General features: G+C 62.7%; 18 protein-coding genes. 10 read left to right on the top strand and 8 right to left on the bottom strand.

Translation table 11 applies throughout. The annotated features are described in order from the left end of the window. Positions 1-4 precede the first annotated feature (4 nt). The 3 genes from ybeY (at position 5) to ACXYL9_RS05585 (ending at position 2395) form a co-directional block, all read left to right on the top strand. The gene (gene ybeY, locus ACXYL9_RS05595; protein WP_459038598.1) at positions 5-499 is read left to right on the top strand and encodes an rRNA maturation RNase YbeY; all 495 of its coding nucleotides are present in this window, start codon (positions 5-7) and stop codon (positions 497-499) included. Between the two features lie 26 nt (positions 500-525). Further along, entirely contained in the window at positions 526-1446 is a 921-nt protein-coding gene (locus tag ACXYL9_RS05590; protein ID WP_459038597.1) for a hemolysin family protein, read from the top strand. A gap of 64 nt (positions 1447-1510) precedes the next feature. Next, complete coding sequence (locus tag ACXYL9_RS05585; protein ID WP_459038596.1) at positions 1511-2395, top strand: LysR substrate-binding domain-containing protein; 885 nt, start codon at positions 1511-1513, stop codon at positions 2393-2395. A 33-nt stretch (positions 2396-2428) separates the two neighbouring features. Here the strand turns inward: ACXYL9_RS05585 and ACXYL9_RS05580 are convergent, their stop codons facing one another. Beyond that, on the bottom strand, positions 2429-2890 hold the full coding sequence (locus ACXYL9_RS05580; protein ID WP_459038595.1) for a peptidylprolyl isomerase: 462 nt from the start codon (positions 2888-2890) through the stop codon (positions 2429-2431). Between the two features lie 103 nt (positions 2891-2993). Here ACXYL9_RS05580 and mgtE point away from each other — a divergent pair, with 103 nt between their 5' ends. Continuing rightward, the gene (gene mgtE, locus ACXYL9_RS05575; protein ID WP_459038594.1) at positions 2994-4454 is read left to right on the top strand and encodes a magnesium transporter; all 1461 of its coding nucleotides are present in this window, start codon (positions 2994-2996) and stop codon (positions 4452-4454) included. 43 nt (positions 4455-4497) lie between these two features. Beyond that, complete coding sequence (locus ACXYL9_RS05570; protein WP_459038593.1) at positions 4498-4890, top strand: DUF1489 family protein; 393 nt, start codon at positions 4498-4500, stop codon at positions 4888-4890. 38 nt (positions 4891-4928) lie between these two features. Here the strand turns inward: ACXYL9_RS05570 and ACXYL9_RS05565 are convergent, their stop codons facing one another. The 4 genes from ACXYL9_RS05565 to ACXYL9_RS05550 form a co-directional block, all read right to left on the bottom strand. Beyond that, positions 4929-5807 (bottom strand): ATP-grasp fold amidoligase family protein, encoded by an 879-nt coding sequence (locus ACXYL9_RS05565; RefSeq protein ID WP_459038592.1) that lies wholly within the window; start codon positions 5805-5807, stop codon positions 4929-4931. 77 nt (positions 5808-5884) lie between these two features. Beyond that, positions 5885-6568: a DsbA family oxidoreductase gene (locus ACXYL9_RS05560; protein WP_459038591.1), complete on the bottom strand. Its 684-nt coding sequence runs from the start codon at positions 6566-6568 to the stop codon at positions 5885-5887. Next, complete coding sequence (gene nudC / locus ACXYL9_RS05555) at positions 6565-7446, bottom strand: NAD(+) diphosphatase (RefSeq protein WP_459038590.1); 882 nt, start codon at positions 7444-7446, stop codon at positions 6565-6567. The genes ACXYL9_RS05560 and nudC overlap by 4 nt, the downstream gene beginning before the upstream one ends. Beyond that, positions 7446-8756, bottom strand: a complete 1311-nt coding sequence (locus tag ACXYL9_RS05550) for a serine hydrolase domain-containing protein (protein ID WP_459038589.1) — start codon at positions 8754-8756, stop codon at positions 7446-7448. Before ACXYL9_RS05550 ends, nudC begins: the two co-directional genes overlap by 1 nt. Before the next feature lie 104 nt (positions 8757-8860). Here ACXYL9_RS05550 and ACXYL9_RS05545 point away from each other — a divergent pair, with 104 nt between their 5' ends. Continuing rightward, positions 8861-9085: a hypothetical protein gene (locus ACXYL9_RS05545; RefSeq protein WP_459038588.1), complete on the top strand. Its 225-nt coding sequence runs from the start codon at positions 8861-8863 to the stop codon at positions 9083-9085. Here the strand turns inward: ACXYL9_RS05545 and ACXYL9_RS05540 are convergent. Then, positions 9082-10122, bottom strand: a complete 1041-nt coding sequence (locus ACXYL9_RS05540; RefSeq protein ID WP_459038587.1) for an A/G-specific adenine glycosylase — start codon at positions 10120-10122, stop codon at positions 9082-9084. The genes ACXYL9_RS05545 and ACXYL9_RS05540 overlap by 4 nt on opposite strands. Positions 10123-10136: 14 nt before the next feature. Here ACXYL9_RS05540 and ACXYL9_RS05535 point away from each other — a divergent pair, with 14 nt between their 5' ends. The 4 genes from ACXYL9_RS05535 (at position 10137) to ACXYL9_RS05520 (ending at position 15728) form a co-directional block, all read left to right on the top strand. Continuing rightward, positions 10137-10706 (top strand): DUF721 domain-containing protein, encoded by a 570-nt coding sequence (locus ACXYL9_RS05535; RefSeq protein ID WP_459038586.1) that lies wholly within the window; start codon positions 10137-10139, stop codon positions 10704-10706. Beyond that, on the top strand, positions 10703-11422 hold the full coding sequence (locus tag ACXYL9_RS05530) for a DsbA family protein (RefSeq protein WP_459038585.1): 720 nt from the start codon (positions 10703-10705) through the stop codon (positions 11420-11422). The genes ACXYL9_RS05535 and ACXYL9_RS05530 overlap by 4 nt, the downstream gene beginning before the upstream one ends. A 118-nt stretch (positions 11423-11540) precedes the next feature. Continuing rightward, entirely contained in the window at positions 11541-12296 is a 756-nt protein-coding gene (locus ACXYL9_RS05525; RefSeq protein WP_459038584.1) for a thioredoxin domain-containing protein, read from the top strand. Positions 12297-12305: 9 nt separating this feature from the next. Continuing rightward, a complete protein-coding gene (locus ACXYL9_RS05520; protein ID WP_459038583.1) occupies positions 12306-15728 on the top strand; it encodes an AAA family ATPase in 3423 nt (1140 codons plus the stop codon). 73 nt (positions 15729-15801) lie between these two features. On the opposite strand, the gene ACXYL9_RS05515 is transcribed toward ACXYL9_RS05520, so the two are convergent. After that, complete coding sequence (locus tag ACXYL9_RS05515) at positions 15802-16275, bottom strand: MerR family transcriptional regulator (protein ID WP_459038582.1); 474 nt, start codon at positions 16273-16275, stop codon at positions 15802-15804. A gap of 2 nt (positions 16276-16277) precedes the next feature. After that, entirely contained in the window at positions 16278-16580 is a 303-nt protein-coding gene (locus tag ACXYL9_RS05510) for an integration host factor subunit alpha (protein WP_459038581.1), read from the bottom strand. Positions 16581-16633: the final 53 nt, after the last annotated feature.

Below are 16633 nucleotides of genomic sequence, written 5' to 3'. Positions count from 1 at the left end.
CGCGATGAACGTCGAAATCGAGATCGAATACTGGCCCGAGGGAGCTTGGCAGGATTGCGCCGTGCGAGCGGTCGAGGCGACCAGCGTGATCGAACCGGCCATTGCCCATCCTCGGCTAGAGACCAGCGTTTTGTTCACGTCCGACGAGCAGGTCCACCAGCTCAACCGCGAATGGCGCGAGCGGGACAAGCCTACCAACGTGCTGTCATTCCCGATGCTGGAGCGAGAGAGCCTGTTGGCTCTCGAACCAGGAGAATCGCCAGACGAACCTCCGATCTTCCTCGGCGATATCGCCCTCGCCTTCGAGACCTGTAGCCGCGAAGCGAAGGAAAAAGGCGTCAGCCTTGAACAGCACGCTACCCACCTGCTGGTCCATGGCCTGCTTCACTTGGCAGGCCATGATCACATCGAATCCGACACGCAAGCCGAAGAAATGGAAGCGTTGGAAATCGCAGCGCTTGCCAAACTGGGGATCGCAGACCCATATGGGGATCGCTAGAGATAATAGGAGCACGACGAAGGGCCATGCCCGACAGTGATCAATCCGCAGGAGATGCGGAGAGTAAGACCGGGCTGTTGCTCGCCTTTCGCAGGTTGTTCGATCCCCAGAGTGGCGATCGCTCCTTGCGAGCACAGCTCGAAGAAGCCATCGACGAGCACGAGGAAGACGAGGAGTCGGGTACCGAAACCCCCGCTGCCGGAGACCTATCGCAGGTCGAGCGGCAGATGCTTCGCAATCTCCTGCACTTCAGCGAGCATGACGCCGATGACGTGGCCATACCGCGTGGCGAAATCATCGCCGTTCCGGCCGCCGCCAGCTGGCAGGACCTGCTCGATATATTCTCGGAGCATGGCCACTCGCGTCTGCCGGTCTATCGCGACCAGCTCGATAACGTGATCGGCATGATCCACATCAAGGACGTGTTTCCCTACCTCATCAATGGTGAGGTACCGCCGACCGACTGGACAGTGCTGATGCGCCAGCCGCTCTACGTTCCGCAGACCCGCGGTGCGCTTGACGTGCTGGCCGACATGCGCACCAACCGGACCCACCTGGCCATCGTTCTTGACGAATTCTCGGGCACCGACGGCATCATAACCATCGAGGACCTGGTCGAGGAAATTGTCGGCGAGATCGAGGACGAGCATGATGATTCGCCCGAGGTCTGGATCGCCGATATCGGCAACGGCATGTGGGATTGCGATGCTCGCCTGGAGCTCGACGATGTCGCCGAGCAGATCGATCCGCGTCTCGCTGAAGTCGAGGAATCGGTTGATACGCTGGGCGGACTCACTTTCGTCTTGGCCGAGCGTGTCCCGCCTGTAGGTGAGATTGTCGAACATCCCAGCGGTTGGAAGATCGAAGTCACCGATGGTGACGAGACACATGTGAAACGGTTGCGATTGCACGCACCGCAACAGGTTGAAGAAGAAACCGACGGCTAACCGGTCGGACTACGGTCCAAAAGCCTCCTCGACATTGCACTTTTTGCACTCCACATGAGGTGCCATGCCTATTCGTCGCCTCCCGCCGCTCCGCGCCCTCGAAGCCTTCATGCGCACTGTCCGGCTTGGATCTGCCCGCGCTGCGGCGGAGGAATTGAACCTCAGCCCCAGTGCGCTGTCGCGACGAATCGCTAATCTCGAGGAGTTCGTCGGCAAGAAGCTGTTCACCCGCGCTCGGCAGGCGATGACACTGACCGACGAGGGACACCAATTTTTTGAGGCCGTGAACCCACATTTCGAGGCGCTGGCGCGTGCGGTCGAAGGACAGTCGGACAATCTCTCGCTGCTGCGACTACGGCTCGGCGTGCTTCCGCTGTTCGGTAGCCAGCGGCTATTTCCGCGGCTGGCCGAATTGCGCGCACGGCACAAGCTGCTGCACATCGACATCGACACCGGGCCGCATCTCGAAGACCGGGTCGGCGATACGCTCGACGCAGCGATCATTTTGTCACGAGGACCAAATCGGCGGCTACACGCCGTGCGGCTGGACGAGAACAAAGTCCATGCCATCTGCAATCGCGAAATAGCCTCGAGGGTTGGCGAAACACCCGATGAAGAGCTTCTCGCCAAGCAGACCTTCCTGATCCACAACGAATTGCCCGACAGCTTTCTGGCGTGGAAGGATGCGCTGGGCATGCGCGACCTCGAACCTTCGGCAATCGATCATTATGATTCGGGCCAGCTGATGCTGGAAGCAGCGGCGCAGGGGCTTGGAATCGCCATCATGCACGACGACCACTTGCGGCGCGCCGACGACGACCGCCTGACAGAGCTGTTCGACCTCGAAGTCGACAGCCCCTACAGCTATTGGTTCGTCTGCCGCCCTACCGCGCTCGAAGAACGCCCGGTGCGGCTGTTCCACGACTGGCTGGTCGGCGCGGGGCTTTAGTCGCCCCGGCGCCGACCATTGGCCAGTGCTTGATTAGCCGACGGTAGCCTTGACGATCTTCCCGGGATTTGCCGGCGGTTCGCCCTTGGGCAGCGCGTCGACATGCTCCATCCCCTCGGTCACCTGGCCCCAGACGGTGTATTGGCCGTCGAGGAAATGAGCGTCATCAAAGCAGATGAAGAACTGGCTGTTGGCGCTATCGGGCACCTGGGTGCGGGCCATCGAGCAGGTGCCGCGGCTGTGCGGTTCGGCGTTGAACTCGGCCTTGAGGTCGGGCTTGTCGCTGCCGCTCATGCCCGTGCCGGTCGGGTCGCCGCCCTGTGCCATGAAACCGGGGATCACACGGTGGAACACGACGCCGTCGTAAAACCCCTCCTGCGCCAATTCGGTAATGCGTTCGACATGGCCTGGCGCGAGGTCGGGACGCAGCTTGATCACCACGTCCTTGTTTTCGCCATCTCCGGTGTCGAGCGTGAGCGTAAGTTTATCGGCCATCGGGGAATCTCCTGTTGCTGGTTTGCGCCCTTCCTAGGGACAGTCACCCAATCGCGCTACCCCGCCGCTTGCATTACCGTTCCGGTCGCCTAGACCGCTCGCCATGGGGATGGACGACCGCCTGAACGATGACCTTCTGACTGCGCCGACGGCGGATGCCGACGTGCCAGCTGACACCTCTCATCCCGACGATCGCCTCGATGACGAACGGCTGGACGAGGAGAACACCCTCAAGCCAGAATATGTCCGCGCTGTGCGCAATGCGCTGAACGCAGGCGAAAGCGACCTGGTCTACGAGCTGGTCGAGCCGCTCCACCCCGCTGACATCGCCGACTTGTTCGAGCTGGTCGACCGGGATGAACGCGCGCCGCTGACGATCGCCATCAATGATCTGATGAGCTCAGAAGTCGTCGCCGAGCTCAACGACTACGTCCGTGAAGACATGATGGAGGCGCTCGACCCCGAAGCGGTCGCGACCATCATCGAACAGCTTGATACCGACGATGCGGTCCAGCTGATCGAGGATCTCGACGAGGACGACCAGCAAGCCGTCCTGGCCGAAGTCGAGGCCGAAGACCGTGTCGCCATCGAAAGCGCGCTGGCCTATCCGGAGGAAACCGCCGGCCGCCTAATGAGCCGCGACTTCGTGGCCGTGCCCGAACATGTCACGGTTGGCGAACTGATCGATTTCCTGCGCGCTGAACAGGAATTGCCGACCGAATTCTTCGAGATTTTCGTCGTCGATGCCTCGCATCACCCGGTTGGCACCGCCGCTTTGAGTTGGGTCCTCACCACCCCGCGCAATATCGCGCTGGGCGACGTGATGAAGCGCGACCAGACGCTGATCCCGGTCATGCTCGACCAGGAAGAGGTCGCGCTGATGTTCCAAAAGTACAACCTCATCAGCGCCGCGGTGATCGACGAGGACGGACGACTGGTTGGTCAGATGACGGTCGACGATATCGTCCACATCATCTCCGAAGAGGCCGGCGAGGATGCGCTACTCCTGTCCGGTGCGGGTGATGGCGACATCAACGAACCAATCCGTGACGCATTTTCTGCCCGCGTACGCTGGTTGATAGCCAATCTCGGCACCGCGCTGGTGGCAAGCGCGATCATCTACATGTTCGGTGCGGCGATCGAGAAACTGGTGGCACTGGCCGTGCTGATGCCGATCGTCGCCAGCATCGGCGGCAATGCCGGGACGCAGACAATGGCGGTGACCGTGCGCGCCATCGCCACCAACCAGCTCACGCGCTCGAACACTAGGCGCATCCTGTTGCGCGAACTGCGAGTCGCGCTGCTCAACGGCGTCACTATCGCGGTGCTGATCGGTATCGGTACCGGCATGATCTTCACCCCGATGCTGGGTGTAGTCATCGCGATCGCAATGGTCGTAAACATCATCATCGCGGGGCTGGCAGGCGTGCTGGTGCCTGTCGCTTTCGACCGGCTCGACCAGGACCCGGCCGTCGCCAGCAGCGTGTTCGTGACCATGATCACCGACTCGATGGGCTTCTTCGCCTTCCTCGGACTGGCCGTTGCAGTAGGCCTGGTGGGCTGAGGCGAGCCTTGAGGCGCGCCGCGAAGTCCCTATCTTGACCGCGATGCCGCTGCACATGACCAAGATCGCCTATGGCGCAAAAAGCTGGGCCGACCTTGCCGGCTGGTACGAAGGTCGCCGTGATTTCAAGCTGACCACACGCTATTTGCCCAAGCGGCACGAGGAGATGGAGGGCGGCTCGCTCTACTGGATCCTCAATCACGCACTGGTCGCACGTTCGCGCATTCTCGGCTTCAGCAAGACTGCCGACGGGCGCTGGCACATCGAGCTCGAACCCAAGCTTGTCCGCGTCGATCCGCTGCCCAAGCGCGCCCACCAAGGCTGGCGCTACCTCACCGACGAAAAAGCCCCCCGCGATCTACGCGAAGGCGAGGAACCGGGCGATGTCCTGCCCGGCAAGTTACAGCTCAAGCTGAAGAAGTTGGGACTGGTATAAGTAAAATCTGCAGGATGAGTTTCCGAGCAAGATCTCAGCTATGCCGCAATGGGTTGTGGATCTCGCTTGTCATGTCCAAGTTCGCGATCCTGATTTGCCGCCAACCAAAGCGCTCCGATTTCTTTGTCCAGGTCCGGCGGATCGAACGGGTCGAGGCCTGACCCCGGATAGAACGTCGCCTCTCCGAATTTTGGCTCTCCGTCGATTTCGTAGAAATCAATGCGAGCGAAATCAAATGGCTGGGCAATCATTTCCGCGCCGATGATCATTTTTTCAATGCTTACCGGAGCAAGTGTAGGCTCCTCGTCAAACATCGAGATCTGCTCCCAATACCGGTCATATAAAATCCAGCGATGATTACCGTTTCTGTCGAGATGCACCTGGACCAGAGCTGCTCTGCCGCCGAAAACATATATCTTATAGTCGGTAGGGAGCCGCTCACCGGTGCCGAGGTAAGGTTCGACAATATAGCCTCGTGGGACGTCGAGGTAAGCCCATTCATCTAGCCAAAGTCCATAGGGTGCCTGTTGCCACTTAGCCGCCTTTTGACGCGCTACATGCCAGTCCGAGGCATCGTGGCAGATGACATTCTGGTTGCAACCGTGACTGGCCTTCAGAATGAAGGGAAATGGCCATGGTGCTTCGATGGGGAGTATTCGACCGGTCCACAGCGTTGGAATTGTCCAGCTTTCGCCGAGCAATCGGGCAACATGCGCCTTGGCCGCGACCTTATCGACCAACATCGTCATCCCAGGATTTCGATCACTCAGCTTGCGCCTCTGCACAAGCTCAGAGAATAATTGCGGGTTACGCAGGTTTGGCAGCCGGCGGTGGCGCCACAAATAGGTCAAACTGATCCTGACCTCAGGAAATGGGATGAGCCAGTGCGGTAACGCAGGGAAGGTCCGCAGGTTCATCGACGACTCTACGTGATCCCTCAAGCTTGGTTCCCCGCGAACTTCAATCCCCAGCCGGCAAACAGGTCGGCCTGCGCTCAGGCGCTCGTCTTCTCCGCCACTCGCCGTAGCGCGTTGACGTAGGTTTCAGGTGCCTGCGCTCCCGGGATCATGAACTTGCCTTCTACCACCATGGCGGGAACGCCGGTGATGTTAAGTTCGAACGCCTGCTGTTCCTCCGCGCGGACACGGGCGGCGAGTTCGGGCTCGCTCAATGCGGCCAGTGCCCCTTCCCGGTCGAGGCCCAAGCCTTGTGCTACATCGAGCAACACAGCACGCGAGCCGATATTGCGGCGCTGGTTGAAATGGGCTTTGAACAGGGCGAGCTTCAGCTCTGTCTGCTTGGCTGGGCCATGCTCCTCGCGTGCCCAGGTCAGGAGGCAATGCGCGGCAAAGGTGTTCCACATCATCGCCGGCGGCGCTTCGCCCTCGCCCTTGTATTCGAGCGATACACCGGCATTTTCGGCGATGCTCCGCATCTGCTCACGAACAGCGGCGCCTTCTTCGGCCGTGCGGCGATACTTGCGCTGGAGATGCGCGCCCTGCTCCTCGCCGCTTTCCGGCATTTCGGGATTGAGCTCAAAGGCATGCCAGCGGATCTCGGCTTCGATTTCGCCGTCGAGTTCGTCCAGCGCCGTTTGTAACTGGCCGTAGCCGATGGCGCACCACGGGCACATCACATCGGACCATATATCGATGGTGAGGGTGCGAGCCTTAGTCATTTATTGAGCCACCAATGCAACAGCGTGTGGGCAATGGCATGCCGCGGCGGGGCGCGGAACGGACCATCGCCGGAAAGCGAGGATTCTACCTCTTCGCGAGTGAAAAAGCGAACCTCGGCCATTTCGGTATAATCGATCGTCAGTTCGTCACCATCGGCATGGCTGTGGCAGCCGATCATCAGCTGGCTCGGGAACGGCCAAGGCTGGCTGGCGACGTACTCCACGTCGCGAACGCGGATGCCGGCTTCTTCAAAAACCTCGCGCTGGACTGCTTCCTCGATCGTCTCTCCCGGTTCGACGAAACCCGCGAGCGCGGAGAACGCCCCCTCGGGCCAGCCCTTGCCGCGCCCCAACATCAACCTGCCCTCGTGCTCGGCCAGCATGATGGTGACGGGATCCGTGCGCGGAAAGTGTTGTGCGCCGCAGGACTCGCAGCCGCGTTGCCAACCGCCTTTGGCGAGCTTCGTCCCTGCACCGCACTGCGCGCAAAAGCGGTGCCGCGCGTGCCAGTCGACCAGGCTGCGCGCTCCGCCATAAGTCGCCAAATCGCCCGGATCGAGCGTCGCCATCAAAGCCCAGAGCTGCGGGTTGGCCATGCGCGGGCTGGCATCCCCCTGCGGCGGGACGGCGGCGAAACACGCTTTCTCGCCCCCTTCGCTGCGGTCGAGGCCGAGGAACACCAGTTCGGCATCCTCGGGCGCGTCGGCCAGCGTGGTCCACATCAGCCGGCCATTGTCATCCAGCGACGGCATCAGCGCATCGAGCGCCAGCAGCCGAGCCTTCCAGTTCATCAGCCCGGCCAGGGCTTCGGGATCTGCGCGGAGGTTATCGGCCCGGTCGATTGGCGAGCCGGAAAAGGCAACAGGTGGCGTAGCCATCAGTTCCCCTGCATGGCGAGGAGGTCTTTAACCACCAGATCAGGGAATTCGCTCTGAATCGGGTAGGTGTCGCTCGGCATATACTGGGTGAACAGTGCCGCTCGCAGCTTCGCTCCGTAATCGATAAAGGCCGAGGTACCGGCCGCGCCGCCCCAACCGAAGGCGGTTCCGGTAACGCGTCCCCCGGCGCCGAAGCCCTGTCCGGCAACCCAGGTTCCGTCAGTGGTCGCGGTCTTGGGCAGGATGTTCGACGTGCCGACGCGGACCGCCAGTTCGCCCATCACGCGCCTGCCGTCGATTGTGCCATATCCCAGCAGCATGCGCTGGAACCGGTCGTAATCGCGGGGGCTGGAAACGAGTCCTGCCCCGCCGAATGGAAAGGCCGGCTGATCGAGATAGACCGAGCTGGAGGCAAGGTCGATCGGCACCAGGGTGCCATTGAGAACGCCATAATTGGCAGTCAGTCGCGCGGTTTCGCTGGCCGGAACCTGGAACCATGTGCTGTCCATTCCGGCAGGTTCGAACAGGCGTTCGCGCATGACCTGGTCGAACGGCTTCTTCTCGACCACCTCGATGACCCGTCCGAGCAGGTCGAGGCTGACAGAATAGCTCCATTTCGTGCCGGGCTGCAGCACTAGCGGGAGCTTGGCCAGGCCATCGGCAAATTCTGCCAGGCTGCCCACCGGCGTACCGCGGCCGAGGCCCGGAATCGGCAGGCGGCTAACCTGACCGGGGATCAGGCCGCGCGCTTCATAGGCCTTGGCGATCGGGCCCTTCTGGACGATCCCATAGCCCAACCCTGCGGTATGCGTGAGCAATTGGCGGATGGTGATGGGTCGCTCTGCCGGAACGAGGTTATCCTCGGTAATCGGACCATCGTAGTCCTTCTGGACCATCATCTTGGAGAAGGCAGGCAGGATGTCGGCCAGGGGCTGGTCGAGGCCGAGAAGGCCGTCGTCGATCAGCATCATCGTCAACATGCCGGTGATCGGCTTGGTCATCGAATAGATGCGATAGAGGCTGTCCATCCCTGCCTGCACAGTTCCGCCAACGGCCAGCTTGCCGCCACCGATGGTCTGCACGTCCTCGTCCAGCCCGAAGCCGAGCGTCACGAACATGTTGGCGACCTTCTGGTCCCTCAGATACCCGTCGACTGCCGCCGTGACATTGGGCCAATGTGCGCTGACTTCGTGGGCGATCGCGCGGCTGAAGGGAATTTGCGCCAGAGCCCCCGCGGCACCCAGATAGGCGCCACCGCGCAGCAATGAACGGCGGGAAAGCTGGGCAATGTCGAAGTCGCGATAGGCCATCGGCTAAAGGTCCTCATTCAAAACTGTTGACACTTCTGTGGGGGATGCATCCTTACGCGTCAATCGGGCTTGAAATTCATGGCTGTCTTACCCATATAACACACATGCTTAATCTCGCTTCAGTGCTCATCGGCATCCTATCGCTCATCATCGTCATACCGGCGACCATCCCGTTCCTTGGCTGGGCCAACTGGATCGCGCTGCCGATCCTGGCAGTTGGCATCGTTCTGGGCCAATTGTCGTCTTCTGGGCGCGGAGGACGCAATTTCTGCCTGGTCGTCGGCCTGATCGCTGTCGTGCGGCTGAGCCTGGGTGGCGGCATCCTTTAATCGATTATTGCGCGCCGCGCGGCCTTGGCGAACAGTGTTGGCAGGCCAGCAGTGTCGATCTCGGCGATAGGCCACCATTCTCCCTCACCATCGGGTATGGCCGGGTTGAGGCTAGCCTGCACAGTCAGGTCGAGCGCGAAATGCGTGAAGACATGCGCTACCGAACCTCTTTGCTCCCATCTGCCTGCAAACGGGGGCACGGCCGTGCCATCGCCGCGCGCCGACCAGCCATCGTCGGGTAAAGCGCGCATTCCGCCGAGCATTCCTTTCCCTGGCCGTCGCACCAGCCACACTGCGCCTTCGCGCTCAATCCACCATGCCGTGCCTTTGCGCTGCGGCTTTGTCTTGCGGGCGGGCTTAACCGGAAACCGTTCCGGACCTGCCACCCGACCGGCACAATAGTTTGAAAGCGGGCAAAGCAGGCATTGGGGATTTCGCGGCGTGCAGATCCGCGAGCCCAGGTCCATCATTGCCTGGGCGAAATCGCCCGCCTGCCGATCCGGCGTAATCGCGTCCATCCGCTCGCGGACAGCCTTGCGTCCACCAGGCAAAGGAGTGTCGATCGCGAACAGGCGGGCGACGACCCGCTCGACATTGGCATCGACTACCACGGCGCGTTGACCAAAGGCGATGGCAGCTATGGCTGCCGCGGTATAAGCGCCCACCCCGGGCAGTTCCCGCAAGTCCGTTTCTCTGTCGGGAAAGCCGCCGTAATCGGCCACCGCTTTCGCCGCTTTCACCAGGTTTCGCGCACGCGAGTAATAGCCCAGCCCCGCCCAGGCCGCCATGACATCATCTTCGGCTGCCGAGGCGAGCGCATGCACTGTTGGCCAAGCCTGCGTGAACTTGGCAAAATAGGGTTTCACCGCCGCCACAGTGGTCTGTTGCAGCATGATCTCGCTCAACCACACATGATAGGGATCGGGTGCCGTCCCGCCCGGCCTTGCGCGCCACGGCAGGTCGCGGGCATGCCTGGCATACCAGCCGAGCAGGTCCTTCGCGACGGGGGGCACAGGGGTGTTGTCGCTGGCGGTCACGACGCGCCTATGGCATGGCCGCACCCACGATGGAACGGGACTCCGACAAACCGGCCAAGAAGCCCGCGAGTAAGGCTCGCAAGACCGCCAGGCCATTCGAGCGGCCCCGCGGTGGCGGGGCACGGCAGGTCGGCGACCTCATGCCACAGATCGGGCGTACCGCCTTCCGTCGCTTCGGTTTTGTCCAGAGCTCTGTCGTCACCCGCTGGCCAGAAATAGTTGGCGAGCGCCATGCCAAGGTGTGCGCGCCCGAGGCCATCCGGTTTCCGCCAGGAGAGAAAACGGAAGGGATATTGCAGCTCGTAGTGTTGCCGGCCCATGCGCCGATCATCCAGCACGTGATTCCCGAGATCATGGAGCGGGTAAACCGCTTTTTCGGCTACCAGGCCGTGGCCCGGGTTAAATTGCGGCAAGGCGCGGTTAAGGCGCAGGATGCTGGAAGCAGGCCCAAGCCGCCGCCTTCGCTCAAGCCGATCCCGATGGAATTGGGAGACAGCCTGCGCGACATCGGCGATCCGGAGATGCGCGCCGTTCTCGAAGGCCTGGCGCGCAGCCTGGAGCAGCAGGAGGAAAGAGAGAAATGATCGCGTCGCGCGCCGCCATGGCGGGTCTCAAGTCCGTTATTCTTATCGGCGCCGCAATCGCGCTGTCGGGGCAAAGCCAGAACTGGCTGACCAAGGTCGAACGGACCGAAGCCTCGCATGTCGTAGGTAATCCGGAGACAGAGACACAGCTCACCGAGTGGGTAAGCTACACCTGTCCAGCCTGTGCCAATTTCTCCCGCAATGGCGAAGAGGTGGTCAAGCTCGCCTATGTCGGTCCGGGCAAGGCAAAACTCGAAATTCGCCATGTCCAGCGCAACATCGTCGACGTTACCGTGACCCTGGCCGCTTGGTGTGGCGGGGCGGACAAGTTCCTGCAAAACCACTCGGCGCTGATGTGGCGACAAGACGCCTGGTTGGAAAAGGCGCGCAAGGCCACGGCAGGCCAGCAACAACGTTGGATGAGCGGGCCGGCTACCGCGCGGCGCAAGGCCATTGCCAGCGATGTCGATCTTTATGCCATCATGCAGAGCCGCGGGATCGACCGGAACCAGCTTGACCGCTGCCTGGCCGACGATGTCCTCGCCAACCGTCTCACCGACGCCTCGGCTGCGGACTATACCGAGCGCGGCATTGCCAGCACGCCCAGTTTCGCGCTGGACGGTGAAGTGATCGAGGGAGCGCATGGATGGCCCCAGCTTGCACCCTTGCTGTCCGAGGCGACAAAGCCCGATCTGTCCGGTTCGCTACCCCGCTGAGGCGATTGCCTGTCGGCAACGCTGTGGATAGTGCCCGCTGCACTGTCCACTCACCCTTCCCACCGGCTGGCCGAACGCGCTAGCCTCCGTCAATTCCGCTGTAAGGAATCCCAAACCCATGACGTTCTTTCGCCGTGCCATCCTCACCTCGTTCGCTGCGCCGCTGGCACTCGGTATTGCCGCCTGCAGTGACAGCGCCGACGAAACCGCCGAAATCACCGGCGAGCCGGTTGCTGAAGTTGCTCCGCCCGAAGGCCAGCAATGGTCGCAAGTTACCCAGTTGACCGAACAGAACGGTCATTTGATCGGCAATCCCGACGCACCGATCAAGGTGGTGGAATATGGTTCGCTGACCTGCGGAACCTGTGCCCAATTCACCCAGACCGGGTTCGAGCCGTTGCGCGAGGAATATATCGAGAGCGGGCGCGTCAGCTTCGAATTGCGGCCCTTCATCCTCAACGGGCTCGACCTGGTCCTTGTGCGGCTGGCGCGGTGCGGAAGCGACGAGGCAGTCGTGCCATTGTCCGAAGCCTGGTGGAATGACTTCCAGAACGGCATGAGCCGCGCACAGGCCGACCAGGAAGCAGTCGGCGCAGCCATGGATAGCGAGGATCAGCAGACCCGCTACATCGCGATCGCCGAGGCAGCCGGCATGCTCGATTTCTTCGCCGCACGTGGCATCAGCCGCGATCAGGCCCGCACCTGCCTGTCCGACCCCGCGTCGATCCAGGCCATTGCCGAACGTTCCCGCAAGCAGGGCGAGGAACTTGGCATTACCGGTACCCCGACCTTCTTCGTCAACGGGCGCAAGCTGCAGAACGTCGTGAGCTGGGAAGAGCTCGAGCCGATCCTGCAGAAAGCCGGAGCGCGATAAGGCCCGGCGATGCAGATCAGGCGGCTCAAACTTAGCGGTTTCAAAAGCTTCGTAGAGCCCGCCGAACTGCGCATCGAGCCGGGGCTGACCGGCGTGGTCGGCCCCAATGGCTGCGGCAAGTCCAACCTGCTCGAGGCGATCCGCTGGGTGATGGGTGAAAACTCGCCCAAGTCGATGCGCTCGGGCGGGATGGACGATGTCATCTTCGCCGGCACCGAGAGCCGCCCGCCGCGCGACTTTGCCGAAGTCGTGTTGCAGGCGGTCGATTCGGAAGGCGAGGAACTGGACGTCACTCGCCGCATCGAACGCGGCGCGGGCAGTGCATATCGCGTCAACGGGCGCGACGTCAGGGCCAAGGACGTGGCGCTGACCTTTGCCGATGCCGCGACCGGCGCGCACAGCCCGGCGCTGGTCAGCCAGGGCAAGATCGCGCAGGTCATCGCCGCCAAGCCGGTCGAGCGGCGCATGATGCTGGAGGAAGCCGCCGGCATTGCCGGACTGCACGTGCGCAAGCGCGACGCCGAAAGCAAGCTGCGCTCCACCGAGAAAAACCTCGAGCGTCTCGAAGACCTGATGGCAGGACTCGATAGCCAGATCGCAGGCCTGCGGCGACAGGCCAAGCAGGCCGAGCGCTATTCCAAGCTTACCGACCAGATCGCGGTGGCCGAAGCGCGGTTGCTTTATGCCCGCTGGCGCGATGCCGCAGACGCGGCAGAAGCCGCCGGTGCCGCGGCCGCGTCGTCGGAACAAGCCGTCGCTCAAGCACAGGGCGCGGTCGCGGACGCGCAGAAGGTCCAGCGCGCGGCGGCCGAGGCGTTGGCCGCAGCACGCGAGGAGCAGGCCGACCGGCGCGACGATGCCAGCGCCCATGGCCACCGCATGGCAGCGCTCACCAGCCAGCTCGAGGCGGCGGAGCAACGGCTTTCCGATCTCGACCGGCAGAAAACGCGGCTGGATGAAGACCGGACCGAGGCCGACCGCCTGACCCGCGATGCTGCCGAAGCGCTCGGCCGGTTGGAGAAGGAACTCGCCGCCAACGAGACGGCGCTTGCCGAAGATGAGGCTCGCCGTCCGGCCCTGGCGGCCAAGCTGGAAGATACCGAGCGTGCTGCACGGGCCGCCGAACTGGCGCTGGCCAAGGCGACCGCCGACCATGCCGGTGTCGAGGCCGAGTGGCGCGTTGCTGCAGCCACGATCGAACAGGCCGAGGCTCGGCTGTCCCGGCTCGATCGCGAAGCCGGGCGACAAGCCGAATTGCGCGCTTCACTGGCCGACAGCGGCGACCCCGATGCGGCAGTCAAATCTGCTCAGGCTGCGGTCACCGAGGCTTCGGCTAATCTGACAAAGCTGCGCGAACAACTCGATATGCAGCGCAACCGTAAGGACTCGTTGCAGCAGGCGCGCGATACGGCAGCCGACGCGATGTCCGCCGCCCAGGCCGAACTGGCCGGGATCGAGCGTGAATTCCAGGCCCTTGATCGCGACAGGCAGGCACGCGAAAAACAGGCCACCGGCCGGCAGGGACTTCCCACCGCACTGGATAAGGTGCGCGCCGAGCCCGGCTTCGAGCGTGCCCTTGCCGCCGTATTGGGGCGCGATGCCAAGGCGCCGCTGGGCAAGCCGGAAGGCGACCCGGAAGGACGGTTCTGGACTGGTGGCAACACACCTCCTGCAGTGGCCGACAGCCTCGCTGAGCATGTTACTGATTGTCCGCTCGAACTCGCTGCGCGGTTGGCGCTGGTTCACGTCGCGGACAGTGACGACGGACGCCATCTGGCACCGGGCGAGTGGCTGGTCACACGCAACGGCGCGCTGCGACGGTGGGACGGCTTTATCGCCCGCGGACAAGGCGCGGCCGAGGCGGCCAGGCTTGAAGCCGCTAACAGGCTGGCAGAGCTAGAGGCTGAATTGCCTGCCAAGCGCGAAGCCCGAGATACTGCGCAAGGTGAACAGCAGCGCGCGCAGGAAAATCTGACACGGCTCCAGCGCGATCTGGTGGCGGCAGAACGCGCGCTCAGCGAAGGTTCCGAGGTCGAGCGCCAGGCCTTGCGCGCGCTCGACCAGGCCGAGGCAGCGCGAGAGCGTATCGCCGGACGGCTCGAAGAACTTGCCCTCGCCGAAAGCGAATTGGCCGAGCAGCGCATGCAGGCCGAGGCCGAACTTGCCGCAGCGAAGGAACAGCGCACCACCCTGCCCGATCCCGAAGCCGGCCGCGCCCAGCTCGAAGCCACCCGGGCCAAGAATGATGCTGCCCGGTCTGCCATGCAGGCGGCAACCGCCGAATTGGCCGCGCACGACCAGGCGCTCGCAGTGGCGCGCGAACGCACGGCGGCACAACGGGTCGAGAAGGCCAATTGGCAGGCCCGTTCGGGCGAGGCGGCGCAACGGCTCGCCGGGATGGAGGCGCGGTTCGAGGAAATAGCCGAGGAACGCGCGGTCGTCGCAGCCAAGCCCGAAGGGTTGATGCGCGAGATCGAGCAAGGCGATGCGGTGCGCACAAGGCTCGGCGACGCACTGGCCAAGGCCAATACCGAAGTCGAGCAAGCGCAGGAGACTGCCGACGAGGCCGACCGGGCGCTGGCCGAGGCTACCGAACTGCTTGCCACCACCCGCGAAAGCCGTGCAGGTCTTGCCGCACGGGCCGAGAACGAGGAAGCGCGCCGCAGCGAGATGGCGCGCATTTCAGGCGAGCGCTTCCAGTGCCCGCCCCCGATGCTGGCAGAGAAATTCGCCTTCGATCCCGAGGCAATCGGTTCGAAGGAGGCCGAGGGCGAGGAAATGGACCGGCTCACCGCCAGCCGCGAACGGATCGGGCCGGTCAATCTCGTCGCCGCCGATGAATTGGCGAAAATCGAGGAAGATCACGGCAACAGCGCCGCCGAACAGGCCGAACTGGTCGAAGCGGTGCATCGCCTGCGCGGCAGTATCGGCAATCTCAACCGCGAAGGCCGCGAACGCCTGCGTGCCGCCTTCGAACAGGTCGATGCCCATTTCCGCGAACTGTTCCAAAAGCTGTTTTCGGGTGGCCAGGCCCATCTTGCGCTGATCGACAGCGACGATCCGCTCGAAGCCGGGCTGGAGATCTATGCCCAGCCTCCGGGCAAGAAGCTGCAATCGCTAACCCTGCTATCGGGCGGTGAGCAGGCGTTGACCGCGACCGCGCTCATCTTCGCGCTGTTCCTCACCAATCCCGCTCCAATCTGTGTCCTCGACGAGGTCGATGCGCCGCTCGACGATGCCAATATCGATCGCTTCTGCGACTTGCTCGATTCGATGGTGCGCGAAACCGACACCCGATACCTGATCGTCACCCACAATGCCGTGACGATGAGCCGGATGCACCGCCTGTTCGGGGTGACGATGGTCGAACAGGGTATTAGCAGACTCGTGAGCGTCGACTTGGGCGAAGCAGAAGCAATGGCCGCGGAATAGCTCGACGCTGGCGGCAAGATTGGAGCCCGGCGTAACGGTAATATGACCGGAAATGCGCCTCTAGCGCGCCGCGCTATGCCCCGACTGCTGCAGCCAGCCGCTCACGAATATCCTTGAGTTGGGCGACAACCTCCGCCGGTACGGCCTGTCCCGTGGCACCCGACGACTCGGCAGCCTTGCCCGCTTTGCCAGCGGTCTCGCTTGGCGAATGAGATTCCCGGTCCCGCTTGGAAGAATCGGCTCGCTTGTCTGCCTGGAATGCCGCGGCAGACGGCGTCTGGCCGAGCGGCACCCGCCCCTCTTCGATCGCCTGCCGCGCGCCTTTCAGCGTGTAGCCTTCGTTATTGACCAATCGATGGATAGTCTCGATCAGCGCGACGTCCGCAGCCCTGTAATAGCGGCGGTTTCCGCTCCGCTTCAGAGGCTGCAGAGTCGGGAACTGTTCTTCCCAATAGCGCAAGACGTGAGGCTTTAGACCAAGCGCTGAGCCGACTTCACCGATGGTGCGCAAAGCACTGTCATCCTTGCCATCGTCAAAAGTCGTCACGCTCAGTCTCCGTTCGCTATTCGCTCCCGCAATAGCTGACTGGCCCGAAAAGTCATGACCCTCCGGGGAGTTATCGGCACTTCGACCCCGGTCTTGGGGTTTCGTCCGATGCGTTCCTTCTTGTCCCGCAGCACGAAACTGCCGAAACCGGAGATCTTCACATTCTCTCCGCGTTTCAGCCCGTCGCACATATGAGCAAGAATGGATTCGATCATTTCGAGCGATTCTGCTCGGCTGAAGCCCATTTTTCTATTTATGGCTTCGGCCAAGTCTGCCCGGGTCAGTGTGCCCACTGATCGCGCCATGCGCCAACTCCCCTACCCAGTGCGACCCGGTTTTTACGATCCCTTCCATAGAC

Source organism: Qipengyuania sp. CAU 1752, from assembly GCF_054482615.1.
Note: the sequence above shows the minus strand (reverse complement) of the source record. Positions and strands in the feature narration are given on the sequence as shown.

Bases quoted from the DNA above. Each gene is read 5' to 3' on its own strand.
- ACXYL9_RS05560 (WP_459038591.1), bottom strand. From the start codon at position 6,568: ATGACTAAGGCTCGCACCCTCACCATCGATATATGGTCCGATGTGATG.
- ACXYL9_RS05565 (WP_459038592.1), bottom strand. From the start codon at position 5,807: ATGAACCTGCGGACCTTCCCTGCGTTACCGCACTGGCTCATCCCATTT.
- ACXYL9_RS05570 (WP_459038593.1), top strand. From the start codon at position 4,498: ATGCCGCTGCACATGACCAAGATCGCCTATGGCGCAAAAAGCTGGGCC.
- ACXYL9_RS05520 (WP_459038583.1), top strand. From the start codon at position 12,306: ATGCAGATCAGGCGGCTCAAACTTAGCGGTTTCAAAAGCTTCGTAGAG.
- ybeY (WP_459038598.1), top strand. From the start codon at position 5: ATGAACGTCGAAATCGAGATCGAATACTGGCCCGAGGGAGCTTGGCAG.
- ACXYL9_RS05550 (WP_459038589.1), bottom strand. From the start codon at position 8,756: ATGGCCTATCGCGACTTCGACATTGCCCAGCTTTCCCGCCGTTCATTG.
- mgtE (WP_459038594.1), top strand. From the start codon at position 2,994: ATGGGGATGGACGACCGCCTGAACGATGACCTTCTGACTGCGCCGACG.
- ACXYL9_RS05580 (WP_459038595.1), bottom strand. From the start codon at position 2,890: ATGGCCGATAAACTTACGCTCACGCTCGACACCGGAGATGGCGAAAAC.
- ACXYL9_RS05530 (WP_459038585.1), top strand. From the start codon at position 10,703: ATGATCGCGTCGCGCGCCGCCATGGCGGGTCTCAAGTCCGTTATTCTT.
- ACXYL9_RS05590 (WP_459038597.1), top strand. From the start codon at position 526: ATGCCCGACAGTGATCAATCCGCAGGAGATGCGGAGAGTAAGACCGGG.
- ACXYL9_RS05510 (WP_459038581.1), bottom strand. From the start codon at position 16,580: ATGGCGCGATCAGTGGGCACACTGACCCGGGCAGACTTGGCCGAAGCC.
- nudC (WP_459038590.1), bottom strand. From the start codon at position 7,446: ATGGCTACGCCACCTGTTGCCTTTTCCGGCTCGCCAATCGACCGGGCC.
- ACXYL9_RS05525 (WP_459038584.1), top strand. From the start codon at position 11,541: ATGACGTTCTTTCGCCGTGCCATCCTCACCTCGTTCGCTGCGCCGCTG.
- ACXYL9_RS05585 (WP_459038596.1), top strand. From the start codon at position 1,511: ATGCCTATTCGTCGCCTCCCGCCGCTCCGCGCCCTCGAAGCCTTCATG.
- ACXYL9_RS05545 (WP_459038588.1), top strand. From the start codon at position 8,861: ATGCTTAATCTCGCTTCAGTGCTCATCGGCATCCTATCGCTCATCATC.
- ACXYL9_RS05535 (WP_459038586.1), top strand. From the start codon at position 10,137: ATGGCCGCACCCACGATGGAACGGGACTCCGACAAACCGGCCAAGAAG.